Source organism: Streptomyces sp. CA-146814 (assembly GCF_050942385.1).
In the GTDB taxonomy this organism is placed as follows: domain Bacteria; phylum Actinomycetota; class Actinomycetes; order Streptomycetales; family Streptomycetaceae; genus Streptomyces.
In genome coordinates this window covers 3,919,220-3,935,477 of sequence record NZ_CP192068.1, presented here as the reverse complement: position 1 = coordinate 3,935,477, position 16,258 = coordinate 3,919,220, and the positions used below count along the sequence as shown (strand labels likewise).

At 70.5% G+C, this 16,258-nt stretch carries 12 protein-coding genes and 1 pseudogene; 4 read left to right on the top strand and 9 right to left on the bottom strand.

Features of this window, described 5'->3' with window-relative positions; all coding sequences use genetic code 11:
* Positions 1 to 79: 79 nt before the first annotated feature.
* The gene (locus ACQP09_RS17380; protein ID WP_433400555.1) at positions 80 to 946 is read left to right on the top strand and encodes a GNAT family N-acetyltransferase; all 867 of its coding nucleotides are present in this window, start codon (positions 80 to 82) and stop codon (positions 944 to 946) included.
* Positions 947 to 970: 24 nt separating this feature from the next.
* Here the strand turns inward: ACQP09_RS17380 and ACQP09_RS17375 are convergent, their stop codons facing one another.
* Entirely contained in the window at positions 971 to 1,393 is a 423-nt protein-coding gene (locus ACQP09_RS17375; protein WP_433400553.1) for a GlcG/HbpS family heme-binding protein, read from the bottom strand.
* A gap of 53 nt (positions 1,394 to 1,446) precedes the next feature.
* Entirely contained in the window at positions 1,447 to 2,658 is a 1,212-nt protein-coding gene (locus ACQP09_RS17370; protein WP_433400551.1) for an MFS transporter, read from the bottom strand.
* Positions 2,659 to 2,797: 139 nt separating this feature from the next.
* Here ACQP09_RS17370 and ACQP09_RS17365 point away from each other — a divergent pair, with 139 nt between their 5' ends.
* Complete coding sequence (locus ACQP09_RS17365; RefSeq protein ID WP_404061199.1) at positions 2,798 to 3,256, top strand: MarR family winged helix-turn-helix transcriptional regulator; 459 nt, start codon at positions 2,798 to 2,800, stop codon at positions 3,254 to 3,256.
* 28 nt (positions 3,257 to 3,284) lie between these two features.
* Positions 3,285 to 3,737: an N-acetyltransferase family protein gene (locus ACQP09_RS17360; protein ID WP_432149415.1), complete on the top strand. Its 453-nt coding sequence runs from the start codon at positions 3,285 to 3,287 to the stop codon at positions 3,735 to 3,737.
* A gap of 98 nt (positions 3,738 to 3,835) precedes the next feature.
* Here the strand turns inward: ACQP09_RS17360 and ACQP09_RS17355 are convergent, their stop codons facing one another.
* A complete protein-coding gene (locus tag ACQP09_RS17355; protein ID WP_433400548.1) occupies positions 3,836 to 5,215 on the bottom strand; it encodes a serine hydrolase domain-containing protein in 1,380 nt (459 codons plus the stop codon).
* A gap of 73 nt (positions 5,216 to 5,288) precedes the next feature.
* Complete coding sequence (locus ACQP09_RS17350; RefSeq protein WP_433400545.1) at positions 5,289 to 5,873, bottom strand: dihydrofolate reductase family protein; 585 nt, start codon at positions 5,871 to 5,873, stop codon at positions 5,289 to 5,291.
* A 159-nt stretch (positions 5,874 to 6,032) separates the two neighbouring features.
* Here ACQP09_RS17350 and ACQP09_RS17345 point away from each other — a divergent pair, with 159 nt between their 5' ends.
* Positions 6,033 to 6,608, top strand: coding sequence for a TetR/AcrR family transcriptional regulator (locus ACQP09_RS17345; protein WP_433400542.1), 576 nt, complete (start codon positions 6,033 to 6,035; stop codon positions 6,606 to 6,608).
* Positions 6,609 to 6,728: 120 nt separating this feature from the next.
* Here ACQP09_RS17345 and ACQP09_RS17340 read toward each other — a convergent pair.
* From ACQP09_RS17340 to ACQP09_RS17320, 5 genes and pseudogenes are all read right to left on the bottom strand, one after another.
* Positions 6,729 to 7,583: pseudogene (locus ACQP09_RS17340) on the bottom strand (hydroxyacid dehydrogenase); the annotation flags it as partial.
* A 29-nt stretch (positions 7,584 to 7,612) separates the two neighbouring features.
* On the bottom strand, positions 7,613 to 8,638 hold the full coding sequence (sbnB, locus tag ACQP09_RS17335) for a 2,3-diaminopropionate biosynthesis protein SbnB (protein WP_433400540.1): 1,026 nt from the start codon (positions 8,636 to 8,638) through the stop codon (positions 7,613 to 7,615).
* 53 nt (positions 8,639 to 8,691) lie between these two features.
* Positions 8,692 to 9,429, bottom strand: a complete 738-nt coding sequence (locus ACQP09_RS17330; protein WP_433400537.1) for an AzlC family ABC transporter permease — start codon at positions 9,427 to 9,429, stop codon at positions 8,692 to 8,694.
* Between the two features lie 35 nt (positions 9,430 to 9,464).
* On the bottom strand, positions 9,465 to 9,782 hold the full coding sequence (locus tag ACQP09_RS17325; RefSeq protein ID WP_433400534.1) for an AzlD domain-containing protein: 318 nt from the start codon (positions 9,780 to 9,782) through the stop codon (positions 9,465 to 9,467).
* A 3-nt stretch (positions 9,783 to 9,785) separates the two neighbouring features.
* Positions 9,786 to 16,250 (bottom strand): amino acid adenylation domain-containing protein, encoded by a 6,465-nt coding sequence (locus ACQP09_RS17320; RefSeq protein ID WP_433400531.1) that lies wholly within the window; start codon positions 16,248 to 16,250, stop codon positions 9,786 to 9,788.
* Positions 16,251 to 16,258 lie beyond the last annotated feature (8 nt).

Genomic DNA, 16,258 nt, shown 5'->3' with positions numbered 1-16,258 from the left:
TGACGGCGGACGCTTCGGTTCTCGGCCAGTTCCGGGAAACCGCTGGACGGGCGATCATCACGTCGGACAGCCTGGCCCCATGCACAGCCCATCACCCCCGCCCCTCGTCGACCTGCCCGTACGCCGCCTCACCCGGGGAGATCTGGTCGCCTGCGCCGACCTCTCCGAGGAACGCGGCTGGCCGCGCGACGAACACCGATGGGGGCTGCTGCTCTCCGCGGGCACCGGGTACGGGATCGCGGAGCCGGACGGGAAGGGCCTGGTCGCGGCCTGTGTGGTGACGTCGTACGGGCCCCGCCTGGCCGCCGTCGGGATGCTGCTCGTCGCCGGACGCCACACCCGCCAGGGGATCGCCCGGCGCCTCATGCGCCATGTCATGGAGGAGACCGGGTCCACTCCGCTCGCGCTGTACGCCACACCCCAGGGAGAGCGGCTCTACGAGGAGCTCGGCTTCACCCACGTCGGCCGGAGCGAGCGGGTGCTCGGCCGGTTCCGGGCGGAGGACGGGCCGTCGGCCGTCACCACGCGCGCGGCCGCAGCGGACGATCTCCAGGCGATGGTCCGCCTCGACCTGCCGGCCTTCGGGGTCGACCGTACGCACATCATCGCCCGGCTCCCGGCCTTCTCCGACCGGCTCCAGGTCGCGGAGGAGAACGGCGAGCTGACCGGTTACGCGGCGCTCTGGCCGAGCGGCGACGTCCATGCCGTCGGCCCGCTCATCGCGCGCGACACGGCGACCGCCGAGGCCCTCGTCACCGCGCTGGCCGCCACGACGGACCGGCCGCTGCGGGCCGATGTCGACGCGCGCCACGAGGAGCTGCTCGGCTGGCTGGTGGAGCGCGGCCTCGAACCGGGTTCCCGTACCTCGGTGATGACGTACGGCATCGCGGACCTCCCGGGCGACGCGACCCGCAGGTTCGCCCCGCTCACCATCGCGACGGGCTGACGCCCCTGTTCCGGGTGCTCGGCCTCAGCCGAGGGAGTCCGCGGCGGCGGACGCGAATCCGTGGTCCTGCTCCGGCGCTCCCCCGCCGACGCCGATGGCGCCGATCAGCCGGCCGCCGCGGTGCAGGGGGATGCCTCCGGCGATGAAGAGCAGCGGGCGGTCCAGCGCGGTCGGCAGGGTGTGGAAGAGCCCGCCGGGCTGGACCGCGTCGACCAGGTCCGCGGTCGGGGCGTCGAGCTGCAGCGTGGTGAACGCCTTGCGGGTGCTGGTCTCCCCGGCGATGAGGACCGCCCGGTCGTCACGCCGGAAGGCCAGGAGGTGGCCGCCCGCGTCCACGACGCTCACGGCGACGGCGACCCCGGCCGCCTCGGCGGTGCTGCGGGCGGCGGTGACGAGAGCCTCGGCGTCCTGGATGGTCAGCGGGGTGACAGCGGGGATGGTGCTCATGGAACTGCTCCTGATCGTTGTGCGGTGCGGTGCGGAGGGGTCTGGGGCGGGGCTCAGTGCCTTGCCGGGGCGGTGACGGGTTCGAGGCTGCTCCCGGCGACGATCCGGCCTCCGGTTCCGGCGGTACGGCGCTCCAGCACGCTGGAGACCACGGCCAGCACCAGGGCGGAGGCGGCGAGGGCGGCGCCGACCCAGTTGGGGGCGGTGTAGCCGAGGCCAGCGGCGATCACGAGGCCGCCGAGCCAGGCGGCGAGGGCGTTGCCGAGGTTGAAGGCGCCGATGTTGACCGCGGAGGCCAGGGTGGGGGCGCCCGCCGCCTGGTCGAGGACCCGCTTCTGCAGCGGGGGCACGGTCGCGAAGCCGAGGGCACCGATGAGGACGATGGTGACGGCCGCGGCGGCCTTGTTGTGGGCGGTCACGGTGAAGAGGCCGAGGACCAGGGCGAGCGCGCCGAGCGAGACGTACAGCATCGGCATCAGGTGGCGGTCGGCGAACCGTCCGCCGACCAGGTTGCCGCCCACCATGCCGAGGCCGAAGAGGACCAGCAGCCAGGTGACGGAGGAGGCCGAGTAGCCGGCGATCTCGGTCATCATCGGGGTGATGTAGGTGATCGCGGCGAAGACTCCGCCGAAGCCCAGGACGGTCATGGCCATCGCGAGGAGGACCTGGACGTTGCGGAACGCGGCCAGTTCGTGGCGGATGCGTACGCCTTCGGCCTTGGGCTGCTCGGGGACGAGCTTCGCCACTCCGAGGAGCCCGATCACGCCGAGGAGCGCCACGATGACGAAGGTGGTCCGCCAGCCCGCGGACTGTCCGATGTAGGTGCCGAGCGGGACGCCGACGACATTGGCGACCGTGAGCCCGGTGAACATCATGGCGATGGCGCCGGCCTTCTTCTGCGGGGCGACGAGATCGGCCGCGACCACCGAGCCGATACCGAAGAAGGCACCGTGCGCGAGGGAGGCGACGACCCGGCCGGCGAGCATGACGCCGAAGACGGGGGCGAGGGCGGATACGAGGTTGCCCACGATGAAGAGGCCCATCAGGAGCATCAGCATCCGTTTACGGGTGACCCGGGTGCCCAGGAGCGTCATCAGCGGAGCACCGAGGACGACCCCCAGCGCGTAGCCGGTCACCAGGAAGCCTGCGGTCGGGATCGAGACCTGGAAGTCCGCGGCGACCTCGGGGAGCAACCCCATGATCACGAATTCGGTCGTTCCGATCCCGAATGCCCCGATGGCCAGGGCCAGGAGCGCGAGCGGCATGGGTTCCACCTTCTCTGAAGATTGCGTCTGCGCCTTACGAGCGTCCACAATAATTGCAGACGCTAGCTAATTGCAAGCGCGGGCTATTGCAGGCGTCCCCTATCCTGGAACCACGCAGCTCCCGCACGGAGGAGAGACCATGACCGCGACCGACCCGGCCCTGACCGCCCTCGCCCAGGGATGGTGCGCCCTCTCCTTGCTCCACGGGAAGATCGAGGCCCGCATCGAGCGCGCCCTGCAGTCGGGCCACGGGCTCAGCGCGCGGGAGTACTCGCTGCTCGACGTGTTGAGCCGGCAGCACAGCGGCCCCGGCGGCCATCTCCAGATGAAGCAGGTCGCCGACGCCGTGGTCCTCAGCCAGAGCGCCACCACCCGTCTGGTCACGCGGCTGGAGGACCGCGGACTGCTGACCCGGTATCTGTGCGACACCGATCGGCGCGGCATCTATACCGATGTCACGGAGGCCGGTCTCACCCTCCTCGCGGAGGCCCGGCCGACCAACGACAGCGCCCTGCGGGCGGCGCTGGACGAGGCCGCGGAGAACCCCGAACTGGCGCCGCTGGTCCGGGCGGTCGAGGAGCTGAAGGTCGCGGCCTGACGGCTGTGGAGCGCGTACGCTGCCGATCATGAGCGATCTTGAGATACGCCCCGTTGCCGAGCCCGACCTCGACGCCGTGGTGGCCATGCTGGCCGACGACCCGCTCGGCGCGCAGCGCGAGTCGCCGGACGACCTCACCCCGTACCGCGCGGCGCTCCGGCGGCTGGCCGACGACCCGAACCAGCACGTCGTCGTCGCCGTCCGCGAGGACCGTGTGGTCGGGACCCTCCAGCTGTCGGTGATCCCCGGTCTCTCCCGGCGCGGCGCCACCCGCTCGATCATCGAGGCCGTCCGCATCCACGCCGACGAGCGCGGCAGCGGGCTCGGTACGCAGCTGATCCAGTGGGCGGTCGACGAATCCCGCCGCCAGGGCTGCCAGTTGGTGCAGCTGACCTCGGATGCCACTCGCGAGGACGCGCACCGCTTCTACGAGCGGCTCGGGTTCACGGCCAGCCATGTGGGCTTCAAGCTGGCCCTCTGAAGGTCTCGCTCTCCGAAGGTCTCGCTCTCGAACGGCAACGGCCGGCGGGTCGGTGTTTCACGTGAAACACCGACCCACCGGCCGTTGCCGTTCAGCCGTCAGCCGCCGAGCCCCCGCCATCCCGCCGGGTCCAGCCCGCCCGGAACGTCGGCGCCCGTCTCGTACGGCTCCCGGGTGAAGGCGAACGATCCGAGGTCGAGGTGGTCGACCGAGCCGTCGTCCCGGCGTACGACGCGCAGGGTCTCTCCCGCGTAGTAGTCGTCCAGGCCCGTCCACGTGCCGTCCGGCCGGCGTACGAAGGCCGCTCCGCGCCCCGTACCGCCCAGCGGCCTGAGCTCAAGCCCCCGGCCCCCGGTGAGCCGCAGCGTGAACGTGTGCGTCCCCCAGTGCCAGATCCCGGTCAGGGCCAGCAGCTCCTGGTCGACCTCGGGCAGCGGGCGCCAGGGCTCCGGGATCCGCGGCTCGGCGTCCGCGACGACGGTCAGGAGTTCGGCGGCCACCGTGGCGGCGGGCAGCCCGGAGGTGGCGTTGGCGAGGGCGACCGCGGCCACGTCGTCCTCCTCGCTGAACCAGAGACCGGCGACGAACCCGGGCAGCGAACCCGCGTGCCCGCAGAGGACGCGGCTGTCGGTCTTCACGATCTGCAGCCCGAGGCCGTATCCGCTGCCACCGGCCTCGGCGGCGGCCGCGGCGGGCGTCCTCATCTCCCGTACGGAGGCGGCCGACAGGACCCGGTCGTCGCCCTCGGCCAGGAAGCCGGCGAAGCGCAGCAGGTCGGCAGCGGTCGACCAGAGCTGGCCGGCGGGCGCCATCAGCCCGAGGTCCTCGGCGGGCTCGCTCACCACGGCATCGGCCCAGGGATGCACGGCCCAGCCCTCCGCGTACGGGGCGACCGGCCCGTAGGTCGTGCGGTGCAGGCCCAGCGGCTCCAGGATCTCTCTGCGCAGCGCCTCCTCCCAGGAGACCCCGCGCACCGCTTCGACCAGCGAACCGAGCAGCGTGTAGCCCGGGTTGGAGTAGTGGAAGCGGTGGCCCGCCGGGTGCGTCTGCGGCCGCTCGCCGAGCACATCGGCGAGCTCGGGCCGCAGGCTTCCCGGGGTCCGCTCCCACCACGGAGCGGGAGTCTCGGCACCCAGGCCCGCGCTGTGGCCGAGCAGTTGGAAGACGGTGGCACTGCCCGCTCCGGTGCCCGGGAGGTGCTTCTCCAGCTGGTCGTCCAGGTCGATCAGGCCTTCGTCGCGCAGCCGCAGGACCAGCACCGCGGTGAACGTCTTGGTGAGCGAGCCGATCCGGTACTGCGTATCGGCGTCCGGCGCCTGCCCCTCCAGGCCCGTACGGCCCCCGCTCCACGCGATCCGGCCCTCCCGCTGCACGGCGGCCACCAGTGAGGGTGCCCGGCCCTCCCGCTGGGCCGTGGCGACGCGGTGGAGAAGGGAGCGCCGGGTACTGGGAAGCAGTTCTTCACGCGGAGAGGTCATGGTCAACCCATACCCGACGGGCCGCCGCCTGACGAGGGGATTACCTCGCGGCGAAAGTCCTGGGGAGCAGGCCTCAGCGCTTCCGGCTGTACGTCCGCACCAGAACCCCGTTCGCGAAGGCCCGCACCTGCTCCAGCGTGAACTCCTGGGCCGCGAACCCGGACCCGAACATCGGCATCCCGGAGCCGTACACCAGCGGATAGGTCTTGATCACGAGCTCGTCGACCTCGTCGGCCAACTGCCCCGCCAGCTGGGATCCGCCGCAGAGCCAGATGTCCAGCCCGCTCTCCTCCGCCTTCAGCTTCCTGATCCTGCCGACCACGTCCTCCGCGATCAGCTCCACGTTCGGATCCGGTGACTCGGTGAGCGTCCGGGAGGCGACGAACTCGCGCATATGGCCGTAAGGGCTCGTCAACCCCGCGTCCAGGCCCACCTGGTAGCTGGCCCGCCCCTGGATCACGGTGTCGAACCGCCGGTTCTCCAGGTGCTCGATTCCCAGGGCCTTGCGGCCCGGAGCCGAGATCGTCTCCGGGTACTCCTCCTTGAGGAAGGCGATGAACTCCTCGTCGACGAAGGCCATCATCGTCTCGGCATCACCGTGCGGGTCACCGATGAAGCCGTCGATCGAACAGGCGATGAAGTAGGTGAGCTTGCGCATGTGTTCCCCGTTCGACGTGCCGGCACGGGCCCGACGGCCCAGGACGAGGCCGCGACCGTGTCACCGGGGTGACGAGCCGCAACCACGACACTTATAGTGCTTCAGGTGTAGTGGTCGCGCAACCTCTTCCCGGAGGACGACGAGCAGGGAGAAGGACGCATGGCGAAGAACCCCGAGCGCAGGGTGGCGCTCACGGACGCGGCGGTCGAGGTCCTGGCGCAGGAGGGGGCCCGCGGGCTCACCTTCCGCGCTGTGGACGCCCGGGCCGGCGTGCCGGTGGGCACCGCGTCGAACTACTTCAGCAGCCGTGACGACCTGTTCATGCAGACGGGCGCCCGCATCCACGACCGGATGACCCCGGACCCGGTCCAGGTCGAACAGGCGCTGCGCCCCGCGCCCTCCCGTGAACTGGTCGCCGAGCTGATGCACTGGCTGGTCCGGCGGATGACCGACGACCGCACCGGCTACCTGGCCCTGCTGGAACTCCGCCTGGAGGCGACCCGCCGCCCGGAGCTACGTACGCAGCTGACCCGGACCGTCCGCACGGCCTTCGAGGAGAGCGCCGCCTTCCACCGCGACACGGACCTCCCCGGCGACCACTCCGCGTTCCTCGTGCTCTACCTGGCCATGACCGGCGTGCTCCTGGAGCACTTCACCCTGCCCGAGATGCTCGGCGACATCGCCCTCGGCACCTTGGTGGACACGGTCGTGGAGCGGATCATTCCGGTCCGGTGACGGGGTGACTTCCACCTCACGATCTTGTCCTTCCGAGGCCACCCTCGCCATTGACGACGGGAGCAGGATGCGGCGCACCGCCGTGGCGACTTCGCTCGCGGCACGCAGCTGGGCCTGGCGGGTGCCGGCGCCGATGTGCGGTGTGGGGAGCACAGCAGCATCGCCGAGGAGCGGGGAGTCGGCAGCCGGGGGTTCCATGGCGAAGACGTCGAGAGCGGCACCGGCGATACGGCCCTCCTTGAGAGCGGCCTCCAGGGCACTCTCATCGACAATGCCGCCGCGGGACGTGTTGACCACGCGGAGCGTCGGCCTGGCCAGCCGAAGTGCTTCGTGGCTCACGATGCCCATCGTCTCCGGGGTACGCGGCAGATGGACGGTCAGGATGTCCGAGCGAAGCATCAGGGTCTCGAACGGGACTCCGGTCACGCCCAGTTCGCCCATGAAAGAGTCTGGTACGTGCGGGTCGTGGGCGAGCAACTCGACGCCGAACGGGGCGAGCCGCGCAGCAACGAGCCTGCCGATACGGCCGAAGCCGAGGACACCGACCGTCTTGCCGCACAGTTCCTCGCCCTGGAAGGCGCTGCGCCGCCATTCGCCACGGCGCACGGACGCGCTCGCCGCAGGGATGTGCCGCAGGGAGGAGAGGATCAGGCCGACGGCGAGTTCGGCGACGCTGACGACATTCGATTCAGGCGCGTTGACGACCTCAACGCCGGCCTGAGTCGCCGCGGGGACGTCGACGTTGTCGAGGCCGACCCCGGCACGGGCGACGACGCGCAGCGCCGGAGCGGCGTCAATGACCTCTCGGTCGACCTGTGTGGCGCTGCGGACGATCAGCGCGGCCGCCTGCGGGATGGCATTCAGCAGGGCGGAGCGGTCTGCTCCGTCGCAGTGGCGTACGTCGAAGTCAGTCGCCAGATCGGCGGAGACGCCCTCGTCGAGCGGATCGGCGACGAGGATGACCGGCTGAGGCACAGTGGGAGCTTTCCTTGGGTGGGGGTCGGTCAGGCGTAGCGGTTCATATCGTGGAAGAAGCCCTCGACAGGCGCCGCGAGACCCCTACGGGTGGCCTCGGCGTAGATGTGCGTGCCCACGGCCAGATCCAGGACGCCGAGTCCGAACGGCGAGAACACCACAGGGCGGTCCGTGGGGAGCTCGACCTTCTTCTCCAGCACGTCATGAAGCGTGCCGTCGATGAACGACCGGTTCCCAGAGGCCAGTTCGGCCAGGTGCGGCGACGTACGCGCCTTCAGGCAGTGCTCGACATCGTCCACGATGTTCGTCGAGCCAAGGATGATCTCCGGGGCCAGATCGCGCAGGGAGATGTGCAGGACGGTCGGGTTGTGGTCGAACCAGGCCGCTTCGTGCACATGCGGCTCCCCTGCCGTCGTGGCGAAGACGACAAGGTCGGAGTCGCGAATGGCAGTCTCGGCGTCGGGCATGACCCGCACCGTGTCCGCAGTGCCCGTCCCGGACACGTACTCGGCGAACCGCGTGGCGTACTCAGGACTGTGGTCGTACACACTGACGGCGTCGAAGTTCCAGCCGGTGCCGATCAGGTACCTGTGGATGTAGCGGGCGATCAGTCCCGTGCCGAAGAACGTGATACGCCGCGGCCGGGGTCGGTCGGAGTGCAGCCGGTCGGCGGCGAGAGCTGCCGAGGCGGCGGTGCGCGTAGCACTGATGATGGAGCTCTCCAGGCACGCGAACGGATAGCCCGTCTCGTGGTCGTTCAGGATCAAGACGGCCGAGGCGCGCGGCATGCCCGAGGCTATGTTGGCCGGGAAGCTGGAGATCCACTTGATGCCGTCAACGCTGAACTCCGCTCCCAGGGAGGCGGGAAGCGCGATGATGCGCGCGTCGGGCTTGTCGGGGAAGCGCAGGAAGTAGCTGGGCGGGTTGACGCTCTGCTGCTCGCCGTGGGCGGTGTAGGCGCGGGAGACCAAGTCGACGATCTCCTGCTCGCGGCCGGCGAGCACGTCGTGGACGGTGGCTCCGCTGATGACGGAGAACTGCGGGGTGTTCGACATGAACTGCCTCCAGAGGCGGAGTAGATGTGGATCCAGGGGGAAAGGTGGTGGCTTCAGGCGTCCGTGGCCCGGGAGTCCGCAGTCCTGAGGCGCCCCTCCCACACGGCGACGCCCACCGTTGCCGCCAATGTCGCCAGAAAAAGACCGCTTTGGTACGGAAGTTGGTGCAGGGCCAGAGCGAGTCCGCCGCCCAGCAGGCCCGCTGCGACCGCGCGCCTGCTTGTGAAGCAGGAGACGACCAGGCCGATGTAGGTGGCGTAGATCGCGAAGTCCAGACCGAGTCCGTCGATTCGCGTGACGTCTTGGCCGAACAGATAGCCGACCAAAGTGCTGGAGAGCCAGCCGACGTACATCACGACGGCGGTGGCCAGGACGTACCAGTGCCGCTGACCGGTTCGCTCGCCGACCGCCCCGTCGTATCGCTTGGCAGCGAGCGCGTAGACGGCGTCGATCATCCCGAAGGCGAGCACCGCGCGCCACACCGGCGACAGATGCCGCACCTGTGCCGACAACGCCGCCGAGTAGAAGACATGGCGCATGTTCACGACCAGACAGGTCGCCACGACCAGGAACCAAGCGGTACCCGACGACATCAGGCCGATGCCGATCATCTGCGCGGAGCCGCCGTTGACCAGAGCGCTCATCAGCATGGCGTCCGGCAGGCTCAGCCCCGACTGCTGCGCGACAGCGCCGAACAACAGGCCGAAGGGCAGCGCGCCGAGCGCCAGCGGCAGCGCATCGCGCAGCCCGGCGCGGCTCTCCTGGCGGCGGCTCAGCAGCGGGGCGGGCATCGGAGACGAATGCGTAGTCAAGGGTGGACTCTCCGTCACAGCAGGATCTTGGCCACGGCGAACGCGGCGATGGAGGAGGCGAACACCAGGAAGAAGTTGTCCTTCTTGAAGACGCCGACGGCGAAGCCGACCAGCGCGCCGATCAGATAGGGCGACAACGGTCCGAGACTGTTGTCGGGCGACTTGGCGAGCACCACGGATGGGACGATGATCGCCATCAGGACGGCGGGCATCACATAGGGCAGCGCCCGTTCGACGCCGCCGGGCAGCCGCTCCGTCTTGAGCGGGCCGAAGAAGCAGGCCCGTAGGGCGAAGGTGACCGCGCCCATGAGCACGATCGTGACGGTGGTCATCGGTCAGACTCCCAGGTCGGTACGGAGGGCGGCAGCGATCTGCTCGGGGCGGGTGGCGTTGAGGTAGTGACCGCCGTCGGCGGCGACCTCGATCCGCACCGTATCCGCGAACAGCTCCCAGTTGTGTGCCGTGTCCTCGTGGCCCTGCGCCAGCGGGTCGTCGTCGGCGATCAGCACCGTCAACGCACAGTCGAGCCGGCTCGCGGGGTGAGCGGTCAGCGCCTGGTGGAAGGCACGGGTGGCCTGTGCGGTGTCGTACTGGAAGGCACCGGCCAGATCGGCGCGCTCCTGGCGACCGAGGCCCGCGATCTCGTCGAACCCCGTGTGGTCCACCAGCCAGTCGAGAATCTGCTGATCAGACATGTCGACGACCTCGTTCGCGGCGTGGTCCGCCGGGTCCACCGACTTGAGCAGCTTGGCGACCACCAGCAGCGTCCGCACATCGACTCCGGCGCGGCGCAGCGCGGGCACCGTCACCAGGCCGAGCGCGGCCCCGGCACAGTGGCCGAGCAGCGCGACGGGACCGTCCACGGCGTCCGCGACCTCGTCCGCGAGGTGCTGGGCAAGCTCCTCGACGGGGACCTGAGCGAGGGTGTCGCCCGCGTCGCGGCCCGGCAGTTCGACGCCGAGCACCCTAACCGGGGCGCCTGCGGCGGCGAGCTCCCTGGCAAGGGCGACGTAACTGACGGCGCTGCCGCCCGCGAACGGAACGCACACCACGGTCGCTGCGGGCTGCGCACAGGTGGCGCCCGCTGCCGCCGTGAGATCCACGAGCAGGTCTCGGGAGGTGGATGCCGTCTCCCGGATACCGATGGCCAGTTGGCGTGCTGTCGGACGGGCCAGCAGGTCGCGCAGGACGATGCGGCCCTGGGAGGCGGCGGTGACCTTCATGGCGGCCAGTGAGTGCCCGCCGATCTCGAAGAAGTTGTCGGTCACGCCGACCGCCTCCGGTGCCAGGTTCAGTACCTGCGCGAACAGATCGCGTACCAGCCGCTCCTGCGCGTCAGCGGGCGGCACGGCATCCGTACGCTGCGTGGCGGCGAGTTCGTGACGGGCCAGTGCCTTGCGGTCGACCTTCCCGTTGCCGGTGAGCGGGAACGCGTCCAGGCGCACCACGATCTCGGGGTGCATGTATGCCGGGAGTGAAGCGGCGAGCAGGGTGTGGAAGACGGCCGCGTCGGGCTCGGCCGCACCGGTGTAGAACGCGACCAGGCGCTTGTCGCCGTGAAGCTCGCGGGTCAGTGTGACGGCGCCGTCGACCTCGGGCAGCCGCTCCAGCGCGACGTCGATCTCGGAGAGCTCGATACGGTGTCCGCGCACCTTGACCTGGTGGTCGACGCGGCCCGCGCAGTCCAGCGACCCGTCCGGCAGCCAGCGGCCCACGTCGCCGGTGCGGTACATGACCGGCGACAGGTCGTCGAGCGTGTTCGGCACGAAGACGGCCGCGGTGCGCTCCGGGTCGTTGACGTAGCCGATGCCGACACCGGCTCCGGTCACGCAGATTTCACCGTAACTGCCGATCGGACGGGAGGAGTCATCGGGTCCGACCACATGGATGCCGGTGTTGATGACGGGCCGTCCGACGGGGGTGCGCACCTCCTCCACGGGGTGTTCGATGATGTGGTGCGTGACGTCGTCGGAGGCCTCGGTGGGCCCGTAGGCGTTCACGAGTGGTGCGCCGTAGTGGGCGAACCAGCGGCGGGTGAGGGCCGGCGGCAGGGGCTCCCCGGTGACCATGTTGAAGCGCAGGTCGGGCAGGTCGACGGGGCGCACGGCGACCTCGGTCAGCAGGGCGTCCAGGTAGGACGGGACGACCTCCAGGATCGTGACGCGGTCGGTGCGCAGCGATGCCAGGAAGGAGCCCGCCTCGACGATCTCGTCCTGCCCGTAGATCACGGTCCGGCCGCCGCGCAGCCACGCGACGAGCAGCTGCCATACGGAGATGTCGAAGCACTGCGTCGCGATCTGTGCCACCCGGTCGGCGCCGGTGAGCTTGAGGTCGATCTCCTTGGCCAGCAGGTGGTTGAGCATGCCGGAGTGCCGGATGGCGGCGCCCTTGGGCTCGCCCGTGGAGCCCGAGGTGAAGATGATGTACGCGCAGTCGTCGGGCCCGGGCCGCACGGACAGCGGGCGCGCCTCTGCCGTCTCGGCATCCTCGTATGCCAGCACGCGCAGCGGTGCCACCCGCTCGCCGAGCACCTCCTGGAGGCGCGCGGTGTCCAGCCGGTCCGCGACGACGTACCGGCAGGCACTGCGGCGCAGCACCGAGGCGACACGGTCGGCGGGGTAGTCGCGGTCCTGCGGGAGATAGACGGCGCCGCTCTTGAGCAGGGCGAGGACTGTCACCGACCAGCCGATGCCGCGCGGCAGCATCGTCGTCACGACGTCGCCCGCGCGCACGCCCTGCCCGGCGAGGAAGGCGGCGAACCGGTCGGACTCCCGGTCGAGCTCTGCATAGGTGAGGCGCTCGTCGCCATGCTGCACCGCCACCGCGTCGGGGGCCTTCGCGACGGACTCGGCGAACGAGTCGACGAACGTGCCCTGCGGCAGCGTCAGCCGGGGCCCCGCGAAGTCACCGAGCGCGGTCAGCTCGGCCTCCTCCATCAGGGACGCCCCATGCACCGGCCGCTCCGGATCGGTCGCGAGCAGCGTCAGGGCCCGGGCGTAGTACGCCCCGATGCGCGCGATCTGGGCGGGGCCGAAGACGTCCGGGTGGTAGTGGAGGCTGAGCAGCACCTCGTCGGAGACGGCGTCCTGCGAGAACTCCGCGCGGAACGGGAACTCCGTCTGCGCGTTGACCACCGAGCGCACCAGGGCGAAGCCGTCGCGTTCGCCCAGGCTCTTCAGGACGTGGAAGTGGGTGAAGTTGAAGATCGTCTCGAAGAGCGTGTCACGGCTGCCGACGGCCCGCTTGATCTCGGCCATCGGATAGCGGCGGTGCGGCAGCATGCCGCTCTCCGTCTCGTACACGGCCCGGGCCAGGTCCGCCCAGGACTGCCCGGGCGTCATCGCCAGCCGGAACGGCACGGTGTTCAGGAACAGCCCGGGGACGCTCTCGCCGCCCTCGGCCTCGGGTCGCCCCGAGTGCTCGTAGCCGGTGAGCACGTCGTCGGTTCCCGCCACGAACCCGAGTACCGCGGTGTGCGCCGCCAGCAGCAGCGACTTGACCGGGATCCGCAAGGCATGTGCTCGCCGGATCAGCCCGGTGGACAGGCCCTCGGGCAGGGTCACGTCGTGCAGCACCACCGGCGGCAGATCCGCCGTGGCATCCGACTCAGCGGTCAGGCGCGGCAGCTGGGTCCGCTCCGCGTCCGCCATCACCGTGCCCCAGTAGGCGCGCTGCTCCTCGGAACCGAGGGCCTCGCGCTCCAGGGCGATAAAGTCCCGGTACGCCACGTCGTACGCGGACGCCTCGGGCTGCTCCCCATCGAGCAGGGCGAAGTACGCGGCAAAGATGTCGCGGTGGATGGTGTTGACGCTCCAGCCGTCCAGCGCGGCGTCGTGGTAGCTGAGCGAGTACTGGAACCGCTCGGGGCCCAGCAGATGCAGATGGACACGCACCAGATCGGCGGTGCCGTACGCGAAACCGGCCCGCAGCTCCTTCCGGGAGAACTCCTCCAGGGCCGCGGCCTGCTCGGCGCTCGGCAGCGCGCGCAGATCGTGCACCGTCAGCGGCGTCGGCGCCTCGGCGTGTACCAGCTGGACCGGCGTGCTGAACCCGTCGAGGTGGAAGGAGGTGCGGAACACCGCGTGCCGGCGGGCGACATGGTCAACAGCCTGACGGAACAGGTCAACGTCCACCCGCTCGTCGATGCCGTAGCTGAGGATGTCGTGGTACAGACCCTCGACGCTGCTGCGGGTGGCCTCGTAGATCAGACCGACCTGGAGCTGTGACATCGGGTACGCGTCGCTGACGCCCGGGGGGACACGGTCGCGGTCGGCGGCGTCGAGCAGCGCGAACGGAGCGAGCCGCCCGGCGCCGTCGGCGTCCGTGGGCTCACCGGTCTCAACGACGGTGGCCAGCTGCGCCACGGTGGGGTGCGCGAAGAGCGCCTGGAAGGTGAACCGCAGACCGGCTGCACGGGCCCTGGCCAGTACGCCGATGAACTTGATGGAGTCGCCGCCGAGCGCGAAAAAGCTGTCATGGACACCGACTCGGTCCAGGCCGAGCACCTCCGCCCAGATGTCAGCGAGTCGCTGCTCGACGGGCGTGCGCGGAGCCACGCTCGGCTCCACGATGTCGTCGACGTCCGCCGGCGCCGGCCGCGGCAGCGCCTTGAGGTCGCGCTTGCCGTTGTGGTTGGTCGGGATCGCGTCGACCTCGATGACGTGCTGCGGAACCATGTACGAGGGCAGGCGAGCGGCGAGATACGTACGCAGGGTTTCGGCGTTGAAACCGTCGCCCGCGACGACGTACGCGGCGAGAGACCGGTCGCCGCCGGCATCCTCGACGGCGGTCACGGCGCAGTCGGCGACGCCGGGGCAGCTGCCCGCGACGTGTTCGATCTCGCCGAGCTCGATGCGGTAGCCGCGCACCTTGACCTGGGAGTCGATGCGGCCGAGGTACTCGATCGTGCCGTTCGGCAGCCAGCGCGCGAGATCGCCGGTGCGGTAGATGCGGCCGGACGGCTCGAACGGGTTCGGCACGAACCGCTCGTCGGTCAGCTCCGGCGCGTTGAGATATCCGCGGGCCAGACCCACGCCCGCGATGCAGAGTTCGCCGGGGGTGCCGATCGGAGCCTGGGCCCCCGCGGTGGTGCGGATGTACAGGCGGATGTTGTCGATGGGCCGCCCGATCGGGATCGACCGGGTCGGGTCGACCGTCGTGCACGGCTGCCAGGTGACGTCTACGGCCGCCTCGGTCGGCCCGTACAGATTGACCAGGTCAGCGTTGAGCGTCTCCTGGAACAGCTCGGCGTGCGCCACGGCGAGCGCCTCGCCGCTGGCGAACACCCTGCGCACCGTGGCAAGTTGGGCTGCACTACCGGTGGCACGCAGATACTGCAGGAACGCGTGGAGCATCGGCGGGACGAAGTGCAGGGTGGTGACGCCCGCCGTCGCGATCCGCTCGGCAATCCGCTCCGGGTTCTTCTCGTCGCCGTTGGGCAGTGTGGCTACGGCCGCGCCCGCGAACGACCACCAGAAGATCTCCCAGACGGACACGTCGAAGGTGAAGGGCGTCTTGTGCAGGATCACGTCGTCGCCGCCCAGCGGATACGCCCGCTGCATCCACCACAGCCGGTTCACGATGGCACGGTGCTCGACCATGACGCCCTTGGGCTTGCCGGTGGAGCCGGAGGTGTAGATCACGTACGCGAGGTTTCCGGGGCCGCTCACCGGCTCCAGGTCGCCCCCGTCGCTCTCGGTGTCGCCCGCGCTGATGTCGAGGACCTCGTGTCCGGCGACGACGTCACGGGTCTCCTCGGTGGTGACGACGAGCGTGGTTCGGCTGTGGCCGAGGATGTAGTCCACGCGTTCACGCGGCAGCGTCGGGTCGACGGGCAGATACGCGCCGCCCGCCTTCAGGGCGGCGTAGATCGCTACGAGCATCGGCGTGGAGCGGGGGACGCACACGCCGACGACGCTGTCCGCGCCGACGCCGCGCGCCTGCAGCACCCGGGCCAGCCGGTTGGCGGCGGCATTGAGCTCGCCGTAAGTCGTGGCGTCGTCGACGATGGCGACGGTGTCCGGGGTGGTGGCCGCCCGTTCCTCCAGGAAGCCGTGCAGCGTCCGCGTCTCGGGGAACTCCGCGCCGGTCGCGTTGAACTCTCCTGACATCAGACGCAGCTCTTCCGCGTCTGCCGCGAGGTGACCGGCCACGGGCGTGGTCGGGTCCATGGCCAGCGCGGCGAACAGGCCGGCGTAGGCGTCGGCGAGCCGTTGAGCGGTGGTCGCGGTGAACAGCCGCCCGTCGAAGTGGACGGTTACGGAGTCGTCGTGTACGTCGAACAGCAGCGGGCAGCCCGCACGCTCCGCATCGGCCAGGGCGAACTGCCCGTCCAAGGACAGCAGGAGGTCGCTGGGTCGGTCTTCGTCCCGGTCGAGCAGAGCCTGTACGGGGATGTCGAGATGCTGCACGGCGGTCAGGTAGGCGGTGCGCAGCCCGGTGAGCAGCGCGCGGCCCGTGAGGTCGCCCGTGACGGTGAGCGGGACCGGGGTCGGTCCGGCATCGGTCGGCAGGAAGACGGTCAGGCCCTGGCGATCGGTGGCACGGGCGGCCACCAGCGCGAGCACGGAGCCCGCGAGGACCCGGCGCAGCGTCGGATCGCCGGAGGTCAGCCGGTCGGCCGCGGCACAGGCATCAGTGGCCAGGGTGGTGCGGACGTGCGTGCCGCCCTCGGAGCGCGGGCGCAGGTGGTCGCGGACCAGGACGGTCGGTTCGGCCCAGGTATGCCGCTGTTCCTGCCAGTACGCGGCCTGCTGGGGGTAGGCACGCAGGGCCTGCTGAAGAGCGATGACGTTACTCATGAAGGGGT

Excerpts from the sequence above, each read along its gene's own strand:
- ACQP09_RS17365 (WP_404061199.1), top strand. The coding sequence starts at position 2,798 with ATGACCGCGACCGACCCGGCCCTGACCGCCCTCGCCCAGGGATGGTGC.
- ACQP09_RS17355 (WP_433400548.1), bottom strand. The coding sequence starts at position 5,215 with ATGACCTCTCCGCGTGAAGAACTGCTTCCCAGTACCCGGCGCTCCCTT.
- ACQP09_RS17350 (WP_433400545.1), bottom strand. The coding sequence starts at position 5,873 with ATGCGCAAGCTCACCTACTTCATCGCCTGTTCGATCGACGGCTTCATC.
- ACQP09_RS17380 (WP_433400555.1), top strand. The coding sequence starts at position 80 with ATGCACAGCCCATCACCCCCGCCCCTCGTCGACCTGCCCGTACGCCGC.
- ACQP09_RS17330 (WP_433400537.1), bottom strand. The coding sequence starts at position 9,429 with ATGCCCGCCCCGCTGCTGAGCCGCCGCCAGGAGAGCCGCGCCGGGCTG.
- ACQP09_RS17375 (WP_433400553.1), bottom strand. The coding sequence starts at position 1,393 with ATGAGCACCATCCCCGCTGTCACCCCGCTGACCATCCAGGACGCCGAG.
- ACQP09_RS17345 (WP_433400542.1), top strand. The coding sequence starts at position 6,033 with ATGGCGAAGAACCCCGAGCGCAGGGTGGCGCTCACGGACGCGGCGGTC.
- sbnB (WP_433400540.1), bottom strand. The coding sequence starts at position 8,638 with ATGTCGAACACCCCGCAGTTCTCCGTCATCAGCGGAGCCACCGTCCAC.
- ACQP09_RS17320 (WP_433400531.1), bottom strand. The coding sequence starts at position 16,250 with ATGAGTAACGTCATCGCTCTTCAGCAGGCCCTGCGTGCCTACCCCCAG.
- ACQP09_RS17360 (WP_432149415.1), top strand. The coding sequence starts at position 3,285 with ATGAGCGATCTTGAGATACGCCCCGTTGCCGAGCCCGACCTCGACGCC.
- ACQP09_RS17325 (WP_433400534.1), bottom strand. The coding sequence starts at position 9,782 with ATGACCACCGTCACGATCGTGCTCATGGGCGCGGTCACCTTCGCCCTA.
- ACQP09_RS17370 (WP_433400551.1), bottom strand. The coding sequence starts at position 2,658 with ATGCCGCTCGCGCTCCTGGCCCTGGCCATCGGGGCATTCGGGATCGGA.